Here is a 15,900-nt window from a genome sequence, read left to right as displayed (position 1 = left end):
AGATGTCGACCGAGACGGGTACGGAGACCCACTGGGACACCGAGCCGCAGCACGCGGCGACCACGACCGGGGCCGCGCAGGGCACGACCGCCACTGCCACCTCGGGCGCGGGCAAGCACCGGGGCCCGGTGGCCGAGCACGACGAGGCCACCTCCCCCAGGGGCCGCCACCGCAGGCAGGCGGCGCACCCGGGGGCGTGATCACGGGAGAAGTCCCGCCCCTGCGCTGCCAGAAGCGGCGTAGGGGCGGGACTTTTCCGCATCCCCGTCAGCCACGCCGCAACGCCAGCACTTCCGTCGCCGCGAAGCCCTGGGGGTGCTCGGCGTAGTACGGGGTGAGCAGCTTGTCCAGGTCGGCGTACGTGAGCGAGGCGTCCTCGGGGGCGTCGAACTTCGCCGCCACCTTCGGACGCTCCATGAGCGCGACCATGCCGCCGTGGACGACGAGCAGCTGGCCGCTCACCTCGGCCGCCGCGGGCGAGGCGAGGTAGCCGACCAGCGGGGCGACGTGCTCGGGGGCCAGCGGGTCGAGTCGGCCCTCGGACGGCTCCTGGAAGCCCTGGAAGACGTCCTCGGTCATCCGCGTCCGTGCGCGGGGGCAGATGACGTTGGCCGTCACGCCGTACTTGGCCAGCGCCAGGGCGGTCGACGTCGTCAGGCCGACGACGCCGCCCTTGGCCGCCGCGTAGTTGGGCTGGCCGGCCGAGCCCGCGAGGTAGGCCTCCGACGACGTGTTGACGATCCGCCCGTACACCGGGCCGCCCGCGGCCTTGGAGCGCTCGCGCCAGTGGGCGGAGGCGAAGCGGATGGTGTTGAAGTGGCCCTTGAGGTGGACGCGGATGACCGCGTCCCACTCGGCCTCCGTCATCGAGAAGATCATGCGGTCACGCAGGATGCCCGCGTTGTTGACCAGGATGTCGAGCTTGCCGTACGTCTCGACGGCCGTCCCGATGAGCGCGCGGGCCTGCTCGTGGTCCGCCACGTCCCCGGTGTGGGCGGTGGCCCGGCCGCCCGCGGCGCGGATCTCGGCGGCGACCTCCTCGGCGGGCGCCGCCGAGGCCTCGCCCGAGCCGTCGCGCCCCGGCTGACCGAAGTCGTTGACGACGACGCTCGCGCCGAGCCCGGCCAGTTCCAGGGCCTCGGCGCGGCCCAGCCCGCGGCCCGCGCCGGTGACGACGGCGGAAAGGCCCTCAAGTGGCAGTGACATCGCATTCCCTCCGGGGCGAATCGGATCGCGGGTCGGAACGTGCGGCGGATCGCTCGGTTCACGCAGACCGCTCGGCCCGCGCGGTTCGCTCGTTCGCTCAGATCTCTATGCAGGTGCGCAGGGCCGTTCCCGTGCGCATCTGTTCCAGGGCCTCGTTGATCTCGGTGAGGCGCACGCGGTGGGTGATCATGCTCTGGAGGTCGATGCGGTCCGCGCGCCAGAGCGCGATGGCCCGCTCGTACGACCGCAGGACGTCGCCGCCGCCGTACAGGGAGGGCAGGATGCGCTTCTCGTCGAAGAACAGCTCGAACATGTTGAGCCGGAGGTGGTCGTCCATGGCTCCGGCGCCGACGACGCAGAGCGTGCCGCCGCGGCGGGTCGCCTCGTAGGCCGTGCGGGCGGTGGCCGACTTGCCGACGACCTCGAAGACGTAGTCGAAGCCGTCGCCCGCGGTGATGCGCTGCTTGGCGTCGACGAGGCCCTCGGGGGCGACCGCCTCGGTGGCGCCGAAGCGGAGCGCCGCCTCCCTGCGCGAGGCCACCGGGTCGACCGCGACGATCTGCGCCGCCCCCTTGACGCGGGCGCCCTGGATCGCGGCGATGCCGACGCCGCCGCAACCGATGACGGCGACCGACGAACCGGCGCTCACGTCGGCCGTGTTGATGGCCGCGCCGAGCCCCGTGGTCACGCCGCAGCCGATGAGCGCCGCGACGTCGAGGGGCACGTCGTCCGGGACCGGCACCGCGCACCGGGCGTCGACGACGACCTCCTCGGCGAAGGTGCCCGTGCCCGCGAAGCCGAAGACGTCACCGCTGGGGCGCTTGAAGTTCGGGGTCCCCGCGTTCATGAAGCCGGCGAGGCAGAGCTGGGTCTGGCCGCGCTTGCAGGCGGGGCACGTACCGCAGGCCGGGAGCCAGCAGATCAGGACCCGGTCGCCCCGGGCGAGGCCGGTCACGCCGTCGCCGACGTCGATGATCTCGCCCGCGCCCTCGTGGCCCGGGACGAACGGGGCGGGCTGCGGCAGCACGCCGTTCATCGCGGAGACGTCGGAGTGGCACAGGCCGGTGGCCCTGACGCGGATCCTCACCTTCCCCGGGCCGAAGCCCATCGCCTCGACGTCGTCGAGGACCTCCAGCTTGGTCCGGCCTGTCTCGTGCAGTACGGCTGCGCGCATGGTGCGGCTCCTCTCGTCGTACTCGTCGTGCTCCTCGTACTCGTCGTGCTCGTCGTACGGAGATCCGGCCTGCTTCGGGTGCGTCCGGCCCACTTCTGGCCGTGCGTGCGTTCGATCCCTTCAGGGACGGGCTCGGCCGCCTCAGTCGTGCTCGGCCGCCTCAGTCGTGTTCGACGATCGTGTCCGTCAGCACCGGTGCGTCGTCCCGTTCGACCGCCGTCACCTCGGCTCTCACACGGCCCTCGGTGTGCCACATCCGGATGCGCAGGGTCTCGCCGGGGAAGACCACGCCGGCGAAGCGGGTGCTGTAGGCGCGCACCCGGGAGACGTCGCCGCCGAGCCGGGTGTCCACTGCGGCCTTCAGGGTCATCCCGTAGGTGCACAGGCCGTGCAGGATCGGGCGGTCGAACCCGGCGAGCGCGGCGAACTCGGGGTCGGCGTGCAGGGGGTTCCAGTCGCCGGAGAGGCGGTAGAGGAGCGCCTGGTCCTCGCGGACGGGCCGCTGGACGGTCAGGTCGGGTTCGCCCTCGGGGTCCGGGAGGCGGGCGGACGGGCCGCGGTCGCCGCCGAAGCCGCCTTCGCCGCGTACGAAGATCTGGGCGTCGCTCGTCCACAGCGGGCCCTCGGCGTCGGCGGTCTCGGAGCGCAGGACGAGGACCGCCGCCTTGCCCTTGTCGTACACCGCGGCCACCCTCGACGTCGTCACGGCCTTGCCGCCGACCGGGATCGGACGGTGCAGGGTGATGCTCTGGCCGCCGTGCAGCACCGCGGCGAGGTCCACCTCGACGCCGGGGGCCGAGAGGCCGCCGACGACGCCCATGCCGGCGCCGGCGACGGTGGCGAAGCTGGGCAGGACGTGCAGCCTCGACTCCAGCGTGTAGCGCAGCTCCTCGGGAGCGGTGGCGGGCACTCCCGCGCCGAGGCCGAGGTGGTAGAGCTGGACGTCCTTGTGGTCCCAGGCGATCTCGGCGGACCGGGGTTCGGCGGCGACGGCCTTCGCGGCGTCAATGGGCATGTGGTGAGAGCTCCTTGGGCCGACGGCGGAGACCTCGGTGCGGCCGTCCGCACCGTCGACCGCACCGAGGTCGCAACTGGGCCGGAGGGCCGTTCGGGAACCGGCCGGTTCTAGAACGCGTTCCACTCCGGCGATCCATGTATAGCCGAGGGCCGATCGCTTGGGAAGGCTCCTGACGTGACGTCAGATCGGGTGGGCCGCCCGTGACATTTGTACCGGCCGAGTCCGTACGGGCGCCTCTGCCGCCGCGTTCCGGCCGCTCCTAACGTCGTGGGCATGACGAAGACATCACAGCGCGCGGCGGGCGCGGTCCCGTTCCGCCGGTTCCCCGCCTCCGGTTCGTACGCTGGTGTCCCTGACCGGCAAGGTGCGCGGACCGTACGGCCCACTACGAGGACGGGGGACGTCGCGATGTTCCGGAAGGACAGGGGCGGCTGCCGGATGCGGGACGCCGAGGGGCTCGGGCCGCCGCCCACCGGCTTCGCGCTGCTGCCCTGGCTGCTGATGGGTCTCGGCGCGCTCTCCCACCTGCTCCAGGGCGAGACCCCCAACCCCTGGATCGGCGGCATCGGGCTGCTCCTGTTCAACTCCCTCTACGTCTTCATCGCCTTCCGCGCCTTCGACAGGAACACCCGCGAGGCCCGGTCCACGCGGGTCGCCCTGGTGCTGCTGGGGCTGCTGACCGTCGCTCTCGCCGCCGGGTACGGCGGCAACTGGCTCCTGTTCTTCCCCCTTCTCGGCCTCGCCACGGGCGCCCTCGTGCGCGGGCGCGGCCTCGGCTTCACCGGGCTCGGCCTGAGCGCGCTCGCGGGCGTCGTCGGCGGGGCCAGGGACGGCTGGGGAGCGGTCGACATCGCGTACGGGACGTTCCTGTCGACGATGGTCACCGCCGCGATCCTCTCCCTCTCCGAGGCCGTCCGCGAACTCCGCGCCACCCGCGAGGAGCTGGCCCGCGCCGCCGTCGAGAAGGAACGCCTGCGCTTCTCGCGGGACCTGCACGACCTGCTCGGGCACACCCTCTCCGTCATCGTCGTCAAGGCGGAGGCCGCGCGCCGCCTCGCCCACCGCGACCTCGGCGCGGCGCTCGGCCAGGTCTCCGACATCGAGTCCGTCGGCCGGCAGGCGCTCACCGAGATCCGCGAGGCCGTCACCGGCTACCGCGAGGGCAGCCTCACCCTCGAACTCGACCGTGCCCGCGATCTGCTGTCCGCCGCCGGGATCGACGCCGTCGTCCGTCAGGCCGGGCCGCCGCTCGACCCGCAGACCGCCGCCCTGCTCGGCTGGGTGGTCCGCGAGTCCGCCACCAACGTCGTACGCCACTCACGGGCGGCCCGCTGCGAGATCGAGGTCACGGGCACCGCCGAACAGACCCGCCTGGTGATCACCGACGACGGGTGCGGCGCGGGCCCCGGGGCGGCCGGCAGCGGGTTGCAGGGCCTCGCCGAACGCCTCGCGGCGGCGGGCGGCTCCCTCACCTCGGGCCCGGCGCCCCACTCGGGGTTCCGCGTCACCGCCGTGCTGCCGGGTACGCCCATGGCGGACTCCGACGGCGGTGACCGCCCGGGGCACGACGCCGCCGCGTCCCGGCCGCCTAACGGCCGGTCGTGACCTTCGCGAGGAGCGCAGCGAGGACCGGCTCGGCGTGCGTCCACAGCAGCGCGCCGCCGGTTCCCGGGACGACGCGGTGCTCGGCGCCGGGGACACGGGTGGCGAGCAGTGCCCCGTTGTCGGGCGAGTGGCTGGTGTCCCGTTCGCCGTACCAGATGTCGACGGGGACGGTGATCCGGTCGAGGGCGAGCGGCCAGCGCCCCATGGCCAGGACCGTGTCGCGGGCGTAGCCGGCGGCGCCCTGGGCGAATCCCTCGTCCAGGGCCCTGCGGTAGGCGCCCGCGAAACCCGGCTCCTGGTACACGGCGAGGTCGCACGCCGGGCTCCCGGCCATGACCATGTCCCACATCGCTGCCGCGGTGAAGCCCGCGAAGAACTCCTCGGCGCCCGCCGGGTCGCACACGGCCCGTTCGACCAGGCCGCGCAGGTCCGCCGCCAGCGCGGGCGCGAACTCCGGCGCGGCGACCTCGTCCGCGCCGGAGACGATCGCCAGGGCCGAGGCGATCCCCTCCTGGGCGCAGGCGAGTGCGAACGGCGCGCCTTGGGAGTTGCCGACGATGGCCGGGCGGCCGAGGCCCCGCAGTTCGCAGAGTTGCCGGATGTCGCCGGCGAAGTCGGAGAAGGTGTGGCCGGGCGCGGGCGTCGAGACACCGAGTCCCGGGCGGTCCACGGAGACGAGGCGCACTCCACGCGCCTCGACGGCCCCCGCGCCGAAGCCGAGCCACCGGCTCGTGGCCGCGCCCGGGCACAGCAGGACGGGCGTCCCGTCCGACGGGCCCCACTCCGCCCAGCCGAGCGTCCGTCCGTCGGAGAGACGGCTCTCACCGAGCCGGGCGGGATCGTCGACGTACACAGTCATGATCCACATGATGACCGTGGGCGGGGCGTCCCTCCACGGGTTTTGGACGACCGGGCCGCGCAGGACGTGGGTCCGTCGGGTCGCCCACCCCGGCGGCGGTCGGTCCTACTCTTTCCCCGTGGAAGAGATGCCGCGGGACCACCGTCCGGTCACATCTGTCAGAGTCCTGCTCGCCGAGGACCAGGGCATGATGCGGGGCGCGCTCGCCCTGCTGCTCGGCATGGAGGACGACATCGAGGTGGTCGCGCAGGTCGGCGCGGGGGACGAGATCGTGGACGCGGCGCTGGCCGCCCGGCCCGACGTGGCCCTGCTCGACATCGAGCTGCCCGGCCGCAGCGGTCTGGACGCCGCCGCCGACCTGCGCCGGGAGTGTCCCGACTGCCGGGTCCTGATCCTCACCACCTTCGGGCGGCCCGGCTATCTGCGCCGCGCCATGGAGGCGGGCGCCGCCGGTTTCCTCGTCAAGGACGGGCCCGTCGAGGAGCTGGCCGAGGCGGTCCGGCGGGTCCTGCGGGGTGAGACGGTCATCGACCCGGCCCTCGCCGCCGCCGCGCTCAGCGCCGGGCCGAACCCGTTGACCGGCCGCGAGGCGGATGTCCTCAAGGCGTCGGTGGACGGGGCCACGGTCGCCGACATCGCGGGCAGGCTGCATCTGTCGGAGTCGACCGTGCGGAACTACCTCTCCGCGGCCATCGGCAAGACGGGGACGCGGAACCGGATGGAGGCGGTGCGGGAGGCTCGGCGGCAAGGCTGGCTCTGACTGGCCCCTGAGCCTTGAGCACCGCGCCCCGGCACCCCCCGGCTTCGGGCCCCGCCCGCCCCGCTTCGGGCCCCGCCCGCCCGGCCTTGCCCGGTCCCCCTGCCCTGCGCGCCGTCCGTCACCGGCTTCGCCGAGTTCGTCCTCCATCGCCGGACGGGCTCTCATCCACGGCCGGACGGGCGTCCATCTACCGTCGGCCGGGCGCGAAGTCACCGGGGACGGCCGCCCACTTACCGCGGGCCGGACTCTTATGTACCGACGGACGCGCATCCATCTAGCGTTTCGACCGGGCGCGTAGTTACCGGGAACAGCCGCCTACTTCCCGCGGGCCGGACTGACTTTTACGTACCGACGGACGTCCATCCACCGTCGGCCGGGACTTCGTACCAACGGAAGCGCATCCATCCACCGTCGGCCGGGCGCACAGTCGCCTCGGGACGGGCTCCTACTCGCCGTCGGCCGGGCTCTTGCTCGGCTTCTGTCGGGGCTTCTCCCTCGTACTGCCCGGCATCCACAGCAGCAGTACCACCACGCCCGCAAGGAGAATGCAGCCGCTCGTGCGGAACGCCATCGCGTAGCCGTCGGTCAGGGCCTGCTTCGACGTCGAGCCGTTCATCTGGGCCGCCGCCACCGTGGAGAGCACCGCGAGGCCCAGTGCGCCGCCCATCGTGCGGGAGGTGTTGATCAGGCCCGAGACGAGGCCCGCGTCGCCCGGCGCCGCGCCCGACGTGGCGAGCGAGGCGAGCGGCGTCGTGGCGAAGCCCGCGCCGAACATCATCACGATGCCGGGCAGCATGATGGAGGTGACGTACCCGCCGTCGACCGTCATCGTCGACTGCCAGCCGAAGCCGGCGGCGGCCACGAGTATGCCGAGCACGGAGACGTTCTTCGGGCCGAGCACCGGCATCACGCGCGGCGCCAGCATCGAGCCGAGGACGATGGTCAAGGACGACGGGATGAGGGCGAGGCCAGCCTTCAGCGGGGAGTAGTCGAGGACGTTCTGGGCGTACAGCGTCATGAACATCCACATGGCGAACATGCCGCCGCCGCAGACGAACATCGCGGCGTTCGCCGCCGACACCGACCGCACCTTGAACAGCTTCAGCGGCATCAGCGGCACCCGGGTGCGCGCCTCCACCGCGAGGAACCCGCCGAGCAGCGCGAGCCCGGCCGCCAGCGGCGCCAGGGTCGCCGCCGCCGTCCAGCCCTTCTCCTCGGTCTGCACGATGCCGTACGCGAGGGTGGCGAGCCCCGCGGTGACGAGGACCGCGCCCGGCACGTCGAGGCGCCGGGCCTGGCCCGCCTTGCTCTCGGTGAGCCAGGCGATGCCCGCGAAGATCACGAGGGCGCCGATCGGCACGTTGATCAGGAGCACCCAGCGCCAGGAGAGCAGGTCGGTGAGGACCCCGCCGACCAGGCCGCCCGCCGCGCCGCCGCCCGCGCCCACGGCCGACCAGACGCCGATGGCCCGTACGCGCGCCGGGCCCTCGGGCACCGCCGAGGTGAGGATCGTCAGGGTCGACGGCGCGAGGACCGCCGCGCCGAGCCCCTGCACGGCCCGTGCCAGCAGGAGCTGCCACTCGGCCTGGGCGAGGCCTCCGCCGAGCGAGGCGGCGGTGAAGAGGCCGAGGCCGAGGAGGAACATGCGCTTGCGCCCGAAGAGGTCTCCGGCCCGGCCGCCGAGCAGCATGAAGCCCGCGAAGGCGATGGAGTAGGCGTTGACCACCCATTGCAGTCCGATGGCGCTCATGCCGAGGTCGGCCCGCATCGACGGCAGCGCGGTGTTGACCACGGAGACGTCGAGGACGACGAGGAACTGGCCCGCGCAGGCGGCCAGCAGCACCGCCCACACCGGGGCGGACTTCTTCGGCGGGGCGGCGGGATCGGTGCGGTAAGTGGTGGAGGGCGTCTGGGCCATGACAGCCATCCTCTCAACTGTCCGATGGTCCGTACATCGGGATTTCGCTCCACGGGTCCTGGGCCGCTGGGCCTAGGACCCAGGACCCTCCCCGGCCACCCCCACCGCCCGCCGTCACCGCCGCAGCAGCGTCACCACCGCCGCCCCGCCGAGGCCGATGTTGTGGGCGAGGCCGACCCGGGCGTCCGGCGCCTGCCGGGCCCCCGCCTCGCCGCGGAGCTGTCCGACCAGTTCGGTGACCTGCGCGAGCCCCGTGGCGCCGAGCGGATGGCCCTTGGAGATGAGGCCGCCGGAGGGGTTCACGACCCAGCGTCCGCCGTACGTCGTCGCGCCGCTCTCGACGAGCTTCCCCGACTCCCCGGCCGCGCACATGCCGAGCGCCTCGTAGGTGAGGAGTTCGTTGACGGAGAAGCAGTCGTGCAGCTCGATGACGTCCACGTCCTCGATGCCGAGCCCGGAGTCCTCGTACACCCGGCGGGCCGCCTCCCGCGACATCGGCTGCCCGACGACGTCGATGCACGACCCCGAGGCGAAGGACTCGCCGGTGTCGGTGGCCATGGCCTGCGCGGCGATCTCCACGGCCCGGCCGGCGAGGCCGTGCCGCCGGACGAACCGCTCGGAGACGACGACGGCCGCGGCGGCGCCGTCCGACGTCGGCGAGCACTGGAGCTTGGTGAGCGGCCGGTGCACGGTCCGCGCGGCCAGGACCTCGTCGACGGTGTACTCGTCCTGGAACTGGGCGTACGGATTGGCCGCCGAGTGCCGGTGGTTCTTGGCGCCGACGGCCGCGAGCTGCGCCTCGGTCGTGCCGTACCTCTCCATGTGCTCGCGGGCCGCGTTGCCGAAGATCTGCGCGGTCGGCGGGGTCGCCTCGAAGCCGTGCCGGGCGGCCATGACGCCGTAGTGGCGGGCCACGGGAGAGGCGCTGAGGTCTCCCCCGCCGCTGCCGCCGCCCAGGGCGCCGCGCGTCATCTGCTCGAAGCCGAGCGCGAGCACGCAGTCGTTGAGGCCGCCCTCGACGAACTGCCGCGCCATCATGAGCGCGGTCGCCCCCGTCGCGCAGTTGTTGTTGACGTTGTAGACGGGGACGCCGGTCAGGCCCAGTTCGTAGACGGCGCGCTGCCCGGCCGTCGACGGCTGGAAGCAGTGGCCCACGGGGACCTGCTCGACCTGGTCGTACGCGATGCCGGCGTCCTCCAGGGCCTTGGTCCCGGCCTCCTTCGCCATGTCCCAGTACCGCCAGTCCCGCGTCTCGGGCTTCTCGAACCTGGTCATGCCGACACCGACGACGTAGCTCTTCATGAGGGCACGTACTCCTTCAGTCACGGTGGACGCCCGGGAACCGCCCCCGCCTCGCCGGTGGCGGCGACCGGGGCGGGCGTCAGGGTAGAACACGTTCCAATCTGACGGAAGGTCAGCTGCGGGGCCCCGTCGGCGCCGGCTGCGGAACCGGCATTTCGGGCCAGCCGCGCACAAGGGGCGGCCTCGGTGATGACCCGGTTAACAAAGAGTCAAGAGTTCCCCTCGTACGACACCCGTCGGAATAGTCGCCCGAGGTGACAGGTTCGAGCTACACGTAACGACCGCCCAGCCCCACCTCGCGCCCTTCGGAGGCCCCACGCAATGTCGATGACGACGACCCAACCACGCGGCACCCGCGGAGTCGTCCCCGTACTCGCCTTCTCCGGCATCGTCGTCGCGGTGATGCAGACCCTGCTCGTGCCGGTGATCAAGGATCTGCCGGCCCTGCTGGACACCGCGCCCTCGAACGCCACCTGGGTCATGACCTCGACCTTGCTGGCGGGCGCCGTCGCCACGCCGATCATGGGCCGCCTCGGCGATCTCTTCGGCAAGCGGAAGATGCTGCTCTCCAGCCTCGCCGTGATGGTCGTCGGCTCGCTGGTCTGCGGTTTCACCGACGACCTGCTGATCATGATCGTGGGGCGCGCCCTTCAGGGCTTCGCCATGGGCGCCATCCCGCTCGGCATCGGCCTGATGCGGGACGAGCTGCCCCGCGAGAAGCTCGGCTCGGCGATGGCCCTGATGAGCTCCTCCATCGGCGTCGGCGGCGGTCTCGCGCTGCCGCTCGCCGCGCTCACCGCGCAGCACGCCGACTGGCACGCCCTGTTCTTCGGCGCCGCGGGGCTCGGCGTCCTCTCGATGCTGCTGACCGTGGCCTTCGTCCCGGAGAGCCCCATGCGCGCGGCGGGCACCTTCGACGTGCTCGGTGCGCTCGGCCTCTCCGCGGGGCTCGTGCTGTTCCTGCTGCCGATCACCAAGGGCAGCGACTGGGGCTGGTCGTCGGGCACCACACTGGGCCTCTTCACCGCCGCCGCCGTCGTGCTCGTCCTGTGGGGCGTGATGGAGCTGCGCGTGAAGGCGCCGCTGGTGGACCTGCGCACCACGGCCCGCCGCGCGGTGCTCTTCACCAACCTCGCCTCGATCATGGTCGGCGTCGCCTTCTACGCCGTCTCGCTCGTCCTGCCCCAGCTCCTCCAGCTCCCGTCGGCGACCGGCTACGGCCTCGGCCAGTCGATGGTCGTCGCGGGTCTGTGCGTGATGCCGCTCGGCCTGACGATGATGTTCACGGCTCCCGTCTACGCCCGCCTGTCGGCGAAGTACGGCCCGAAGACCACCCTCATCCTCGGCATGCTGATCATCGCGGTCGGCTACGGCGCGGGCCTCGGCCTGATGAGCGCCGCCTGGCAGACGATCATCATCGCGGTGGTCCTCGGCGCGGGCATCGGCCTCGCCTACTCCTCGCTGCCCGCGCTCATCATCGGCTCGGTCGACGCCTCCGAGACGGGCGCGGCCAACGGCCTGAACACCCTGATGCGCTCGATCGGCACCTCCGTCTCCAGCGCCGTGATCGGCATGGTCCTCGCCAACACCGCGGACCACGTCGGCGGCGTGGCCGTGCCCACCATGCACGGCTTCAGGGTCTCGTTCCTGATCGCCACCGCCGCCGTCGTCATCGGCCTGGTCTTCGCCCTGTTCCTGCCCTCCGCGCGCCGCCCCGCCACGACGCAGCTGCGGGCCAGCAGCGAGGAGGACGCCAACCTGGAGCGCGCGACCAGGGCCCTGGCCGGCTTCCACGGCCAGGTGCACGGCGCGGACGGCGCGCCGCTGGCCCGCGCCAAGGTCACGCTGATCGACCGCCGCGGCAAGCAGGCGGGCGCCGCCCTCACCGACACCGAGGGCCGCTACGCCCTCGACGTGCCCGCCGACGGCTCCTACGTCCTCGCCGCCACCGCGTCGGGGCACGCGCCGCGGGCCTCGGCCGCCGCGCACCCGGGCGGGGAGCGCCCGGTGCGGGTCGACCTGGCCCTCACGGGCTCGTCCGACGACAGCGACGTACTGTCCTGACCTCCGCGCTCCGCCCGCACCCCCGTCACCCCCGTGGCGGGGGCGCGGTGCATCATGGGGCGCCGACATCCCGTACGACCCGGAGGAAGCCCCATGGCCGACGCGCCCGACATGGCCGGGACGGCCCCCGTGCCCGAGCCGGAGGTCCTCGCCGCCTTCGAGGCCGCCAAGGGCTTCATGCCGCGCGCCGAGGGGCTCGCGCTGTACGCGGCCGCGACAGAGGCCGCCGCGCTCGGCCTGCCGCTCCTCGAAGTCGGCACCTACTGCGGACGCTCCACGATCCTGCTGGCCGACGCCGCCCGGCGGGCGGGGACGACCGCGGTCACCGTGGACCACCACCGCGGCAGCGAGGAGCAGCAGCCGGGCTGGGAGTACCACGACCCGGAGACGGTGGACCCCGAGGTCGGCCTGATGGACACGCTGCCCACGTTCCGCCGTACCCTGCGCACGGCGGGCCTGGAGGAGCACGTGATCGCCGTGGTGGGCCGCTCGCCGCAGGTGGCGAAGGTCTGGGGCGGCGCGCTCGGCCTGGTCTTCATCGACGGGGGCCACACCGACGAGCACGCCACGGCCGACTACGAGGGCTGGGCCCCGCACGTGGCCGAGGGCGGACTGCTCGTCATCCACGACGTCTTCCCCGACCCGGTCGACATCATGACCGGGCAGGCTCCCTACCGCGTGTATCTCAGGGCCCTGGAGTCCGGGGCGTTCACCGAGGTCGCGTCCGTGGACTCGCTGCGCGTGCTGCGGCGAACGGGAGCGGGGACCTGACCGCGCGGATAGGCTCGCCCTCGTGTCGTACGTAGGTCCGGAATTCGATCCCTCCCCGCCCCCCAAGCGCGGCGTCGGCCGCCCGATCACCGTGGCGGTGGCCGCCCTCGTGCCCACCTGCCTGGCCGGGTGGCTCGTCTACCAGGCGACGAGCGGCCCCGGTGGTGATGACCCGGCGCGCTCGCTGCCGGCCTCGCCGAGCGCGTCCACCGGGCAGAGCGCCCCCTCCGAGCCCGGCTCACCCACGCCTTCGGCGTCCGGAAAGGACGACAAGGGTGATAAAGACAACAAGAAAGACGGGGAGGGCGACGGCAACGATTCGAGCACGAAGCCGCCCGCCAGCCGCCCCGCCGCGAACGGCCCCCTCAAGGGCAGGACGGTCGTCATCGACCCCGGCCACAACCCCGGCAACTTCCGTCACGCGACGGAGATCAACCGCAAGGTGGACATCGGGACGAACAGCAAGGAGTGCGACACCACCGGCACTTCGACCAACGACGGTTACACGGAGGCCGAGTTCACCCTGGACCTCGCCCACCGGCTGCGGGCCCTGCTCGAAAAACAGGGCGCCACGGTGAAGTTGACGCAGGACGGCGACCGCCCCTGGGGCCCCTGCGTCGACGAGCGCGCCCGGATCGGCAACAAGGCCGGGGCCGACGCCGTGGTCTCCCTCCACGCCGACGGCTCCGGAGCGGGCAACCGCGGCTACCACGTGATCATGCCGGGCAAGGTGAGGTCGGGCGCGGCCGACACCTCCGCGATCGTGATCCCCTCCAAGGAGTTGGGCGAGCGCATCGCCGGAAAGTTCGTCGAGGTGACGGGCAGCGCCCCCTCCAACTACATCGGCGACGGCACGGGCCTCGACACCCGCACCGACCTCGGCGGCCTCAATCTCTCCACCGTCCCCAAGGTCTTCGTCGAGTGCGGCAACATGCGGGACGCGAAGGACTCGGCGCTCCTCAAGAGCGGCGCGTGGCGGCAGAAGGCGGCGCGGGGCATCTCCGAGGGGATCGAGGGATTCCTGCGGGGGTGATGCGTGAACGTCTTCCTTCTGTAATGTGGACGTCTTTATCCCGAGCAGACACCCCACACGTCCGGACGATATTGTCCCTCCTACGATGAGGGGCCACCCCCGCGCTTCGCGCCCCGCGACACGACCGCGAACACGGCGACAGCGACGCCTCCACTGACGAGACGACTGACGAAGGACCTGAAGTGAATTTCCGCTCCCTCACTCGAGGCGACGGCGTGGTGATCGGAGCAGCGGTGTTGCTCTTCATCGCGTCGTTCCTCGACACTTTCGACGGCGATGGCGACTCCGTTCCCACCGCCTGGGACAACGGCAACCTGCTGCTGAGCGTGTACCTGCTCGGCATCATCGGTGCGGCGCTCATCGTCCTCGGCCGCGCCATGCAGCCGCAGCGCAAGGTCGTGGGCCTCGACCTGGGACAGCTCGGCGTCGCCTTCGCGCTGGCCGCGGCATGGTCCTCGCTCGGTGCGATCTTCGACACCGACCAGTCCTTCGGGATTATCATCGATCGGCTCGGTGGCCTCGGCGCCGGCAGCAGCGAGTCCCCCGACGCCGGCGTCGGCCTCATCCTCGGTCTGATCGGCGCGCTGGTCCTGGCCGCCGGCGCGATCGCCGGTCTGGTCGTCCCCGCCCTCAAGGCCCCCCTCATGGGCGCCCCCCGTCCGGCCGCCCCCGGCCCCTACGGCGGTCAGCCGCAGGGTGGCTACGGCTACCCGGGCGCCGGCGCGGGCCAGCCGCAGCCGGGTTCGCCCTACGGCGGTCAGCCGGGTCAGCCGCAGGGCGGTCAGTCCTTCGGCGGGCAGCCGCAGCCGCAGGCCGGGCAGACCCCGCCGCCCGCGCAGGCGCAGCCCGCGGGGGACTTCTCGCCGTTCTGGTTCGCCGTGCCGGTGCCGCGTCCGCTGTACGCGGAGGACGGCTCGCCCACGCCGATCGCCGAACTGGCTCCCGGCACCTGGTACCTCGCCGTCGAGCAGCGCGGCCCCGGCCTGGTGGCCCAGACGCAGGACGGCCGTCGCGGCGTCCTCCAGGACACCACGGGGATCCAGCGCGGCTGATCCGCGCCCGGCAGTCCCTCGGCCCCCCGCCCTTCCGGGCGGGGGGCCGTTGTCGTACAGTCGGCCCGGCCAGCGGCTGACTTGCCGTCAGTTCAGCTCCGTGGACCGGGAGGGCGTATGCGGCTCGGGCTCGCACTCGGCTACTGGGGGCGCGGCCCCGACCCCGGCCACCTCGCCCTCGCCCAGGAGGCCGAACGGCTCGGCTACGACTCGGTGTGGACCGCCGAGGCCTGGGGCTCGGACGCCTTCACGCCGCTCACCTGGATCGCCGCGCACACCTCACGGATCAGGCTCGGCACGGCCGTCGCGCAGATGGCGGCCCGCTCCCCCACCGCCACCGCCATGCACGCGCTCACCCTCGACCACCTCTCCGGCGGGCGGATGACGCTCGGCCTCGGTCTTTCGGGACCGCAGGTGGTGGAGGGCTGGTACGGGCGGCCCTTCCCGACGTCGCCGCTCACCGCGACCCGGGAGTACGTCGAGGTCATACGGCAGGTGCTGCGCCGCGAGGGCCCGGTGGAGGTGCGGGGCCGCTTCCATCCGCATCCCTACGCGGGCGACGACGGCGCCGGGCTCGGCAAGCCGCTGAAGCCGATCACCCATCCGCTCCGGGCCGACCTGCCGGTCCTGCTCGGCGCGGAGGGGCCGAGGAACATCGAGCAGACGACGCGGATCGCGGACGGCTGGCTGCCGCTGTACTGGTCGCCGCTGCGCACCGACGTGTACGAGGCCTCCCTCGCCGGGCTGCGGGAGGGTTTCACCATCGCCCCGATGGCCCGCGCGAAGATCTGCGACGACGTCGCCGAGGGCCTGCTCCCCGTCAAGGCGATGCTGGGCTTCTACATCGGCGGCATGGGGCACGCCGCCCGCAACTTCCACGCCGACCTGATGGCCCGCATGGGCTACGAGAAGGAGGCGCGGCGGGTCCAGGAGCTGTTCCTCGCGGGCCGCAAGGAGGAGGCCGTCCTCGCCGTGCCGGACGCCTTCGCCGACGAGATCTCCCTGGTGGGCCCACGTGCGCGGGTCGCCGAGCGCCTCGCCGCGTGGCGCGCCGGCCCGGTCACCGACCTGCTGGTCCTCGCCCCGGACCCGCACACCCTGCGGGTCCTCGCCGAGCTGAACTCCTGAGAGCGCGTCG

The 15,900-nt window shown here is 73.0% G+C and carries 14 protein-coding genes; 8 read left to right on the top strand and 6 right to left on the bottom strand.

Annotated elements, in window-relative coordinates; all coding sequences use genetic code 11:
* Nucleotides 1-2 precede the first annotated feature (2 nt).
* Nucleotides 3-200, top strand: coding sequence for a hypothetical protein (locus DCW30_RS31505; RefSeq protein WP_062780176.1), 198 nt, complete (start codon nucleotides 3-5; stop codon nucleotides 198-200).
* 67 nt (nucleotides 201-267) lie between these two features.
* Here DCW30_RS31505 and DCW30_RS31500 read toward each other — a convergent pair whose 3' ends face one another.
* The 3 genes from DCW30_RS31500 to DCW30_RS31490 all read right to left on the bottom strand — a co-directional run bounded on the left by DCW30_RS31500 (nucleotide 268) and on the right by DCW30_RS31490 (nucleotide 3,395).
* A complete protein-coding gene (locus DCW30_RS31500; protein ID WP_076686598.1) occupies nucleotides 268-1,206 on the bottom strand; it encodes a 3-oxoacyl-ACP reductase in 939 nt (312 codons plus the stop codon).
* A 97-nt stretch (nucleotides 1,207-1,303) separates the two neighbouring features.
* Nucleotides 1,304-2,380, bottom strand: a complete 1,077-nt coding sequence (locus tag DCW30_RS31495) for a Zn-dependent alcohol dehydrogenase (protein WP_076689386.1) — start codon at nucleotides 2,378-2,380, stop codon at nucleotides 1,304-1,306.
* A 160-nt stretch (nucleotides 2,381-2,540) separates the two neighbouring features.
* Complete coding sequence (locus DCW30_RS31490; RefSeq protein WP_076686597.1) at nucleotides 2,541-3,395, bottom strand: MaoC/PaaZ C-terminal domain-containing protein; 855 nt, start codon at nucleotides 3,393-3,395, stop codon at nucleotides 2,541-2,543.
* 411 nt (nucleotides 3,396-3,806) lie between these two features.
* Here DCW30_RS31490 and DCW30_RS31485 point away from each other — a divergent pair, with 411 nt between their 5' ends.
* On the top strand, nucleotides 3,807-5,003 hold the full coding sequence (locus DCW30_RS31485) for a sensor histidine kinase (protein ID WP_198504986.1): 1,197 nt from the start codon (nucleotides 3,807-3,809) through the stop codon (nucleotides 5,001-5,003).
* Here the strand turns inward: DCW30_RS31485 and DCW30_RS31480 are convergent.
* On the bottom strand, nucleotides 4,987-5,862 hold the full coding sequence (locus tag DCW30_RS31480; protein ID WP_205576621.1) for an alpha/beta fold hydrolase: 876 nt from the start codon (nucleotides 5,860-5,862) through the stop codon (nucleotides 4,987-4,989). The two genes, DCW30_RS31485 and DCW30_RS31480, sit on opposite strands and share 17 nt — an antisense overlap.
* Before the next feature lie 127 nt (nucleotides 5,863-5,989).
* Between DCW30_RS31480 and DCW30_RS31475 the strand changes: the two genes are divergently transcribed.
* Complete coding sequence (locus tag DCW30_RS31475; RefSeq protein WP_062780180.1) at nucleotides 5,990-6,622, top strand: response regulator transcription factor; 633 nt, start codon at nucleotides 5,990-5,992, stop codon at nucleotides 6,620-6,622.
* A 445-nt stretch (nucleotides 6,623-7,067) separates the two neighbouring features.
* Here DCW30_RS31475 and DCW30_RS31470 read toward each other — a convergent pair whose 3' ends face one another.
* Both DCW30_RS31470 and DCW30_RS31465 read right to left on the bottom strand, forming a co-directional pair.
* Entirely contained in the window at nucleotides 7,068-8,549 is a 1,482-nt protein-coding gene (locus DCW30_RS31470) for an MFS transporter (RefSeq protein WP_416069315.1), read from the bottom strand.
* A 105-nt stretch (nucleotides 8,550-8,654) separates the two neighbouring features.
* Complete coding sequence (locus DCW30_RS31465) at nucleotides 8,655-9,842, bottom strand: lipid-transfer protein (protein WP_076686595.1); 1,188 nt, start codon at nucleotides 9,840-9,842, stop codon at nucleotides 8,655-8,657.
* A gap of 321 nt (nucleotides 9,843-10,163) precedes the next feature.
* Between DCW30_RS31465 and DCW30_RS31460 the strand changes: the two genes are divergently transcribed.
* The 5 genes from DCW30_RS31460 (at nucleotide 10,164) to DCW30_RS31440 (ending at nucleotide 15,890) form a co-directional block, all read left to right on the top strand.
* Entirely contained in the window at nucleotides 10,164-11,906 is a 1,743-nt protein-coding gene (locus tag DCW30_RS31460; RefSeq protein WP_076686594.1) for an MFS transporter, read from the top strand.
* A gap of 93 nt (nucleotides 11,907-11,999) precedes the next feature.
* Complete coding sequence (locus DCW30_RS31455) at nucleotides 12,000-12,677, top strand: class I SAM-dependent methyltransferase (RefSeq protein ID WP_232626674.1); 678 nt, start codon at nucleotides 12,000-12,002, stop codon at nucleotides 12,675-12,677.
* A 22-nt stretch (nucleotides 12,678-12,699) separates the two neighbouring features.
* Nucleotides 12,700-13,710, top strand: a complete 1,011-nt coding sequence (locus DCW30_RS31450; RefSeq protein ID WP_076686593.1) for an N-acetylmuramoyl-L-alanine amidase — start codon at nucleotides 12,700-12,702, stop codon at nucleotides 13,708-13,710.
* Between the two features lie 182 nt (nucleotides 13,711-13,892).
* The gene (locus DCW30_RS31445) at nucleotides 13,893-14,762 is read left to right on the top strand and encodes a hypothetical protein (protein ID WP_062780185.1); all 870 of its coding nucleotides are present in this window, start codon (nucleotides 13,893-13,895) and stop codon (nucleotides 14,760-14,762) included.
* Nucleotides 14,763-14,879: 117 nt separating this feature from the next.
* Nucleotides 14,880-15,890 (top strand): LLM class F420-dependent oxidoreductase, encoded by a 1,011-nt coding sequence (locus DCW30_RS31440; protein WP_076686592.1) that lies wholly within the window; start codon nucleotides 14,880-14,882, stop codon nucleotides 15,888-15,890.
* Nucleotides 15,891-15,900: the final 10 nt, after the last annotated feature.

This window comes from Streptomyces alfalfae (assembly GCF_004127445.1).
GTDB classification, from domain to species: Bacteria; Actinomycetota; Actinomycetes; order Streptomycetales; family Streptomycetaceae; genus Streptomyces; species Streptomyces alfalfae.
The sequence above is the reverse complement of the archived record's forward strand: the minus strand, read 5'-3'. Positions and strand labels throughout refer to the sequence as shown.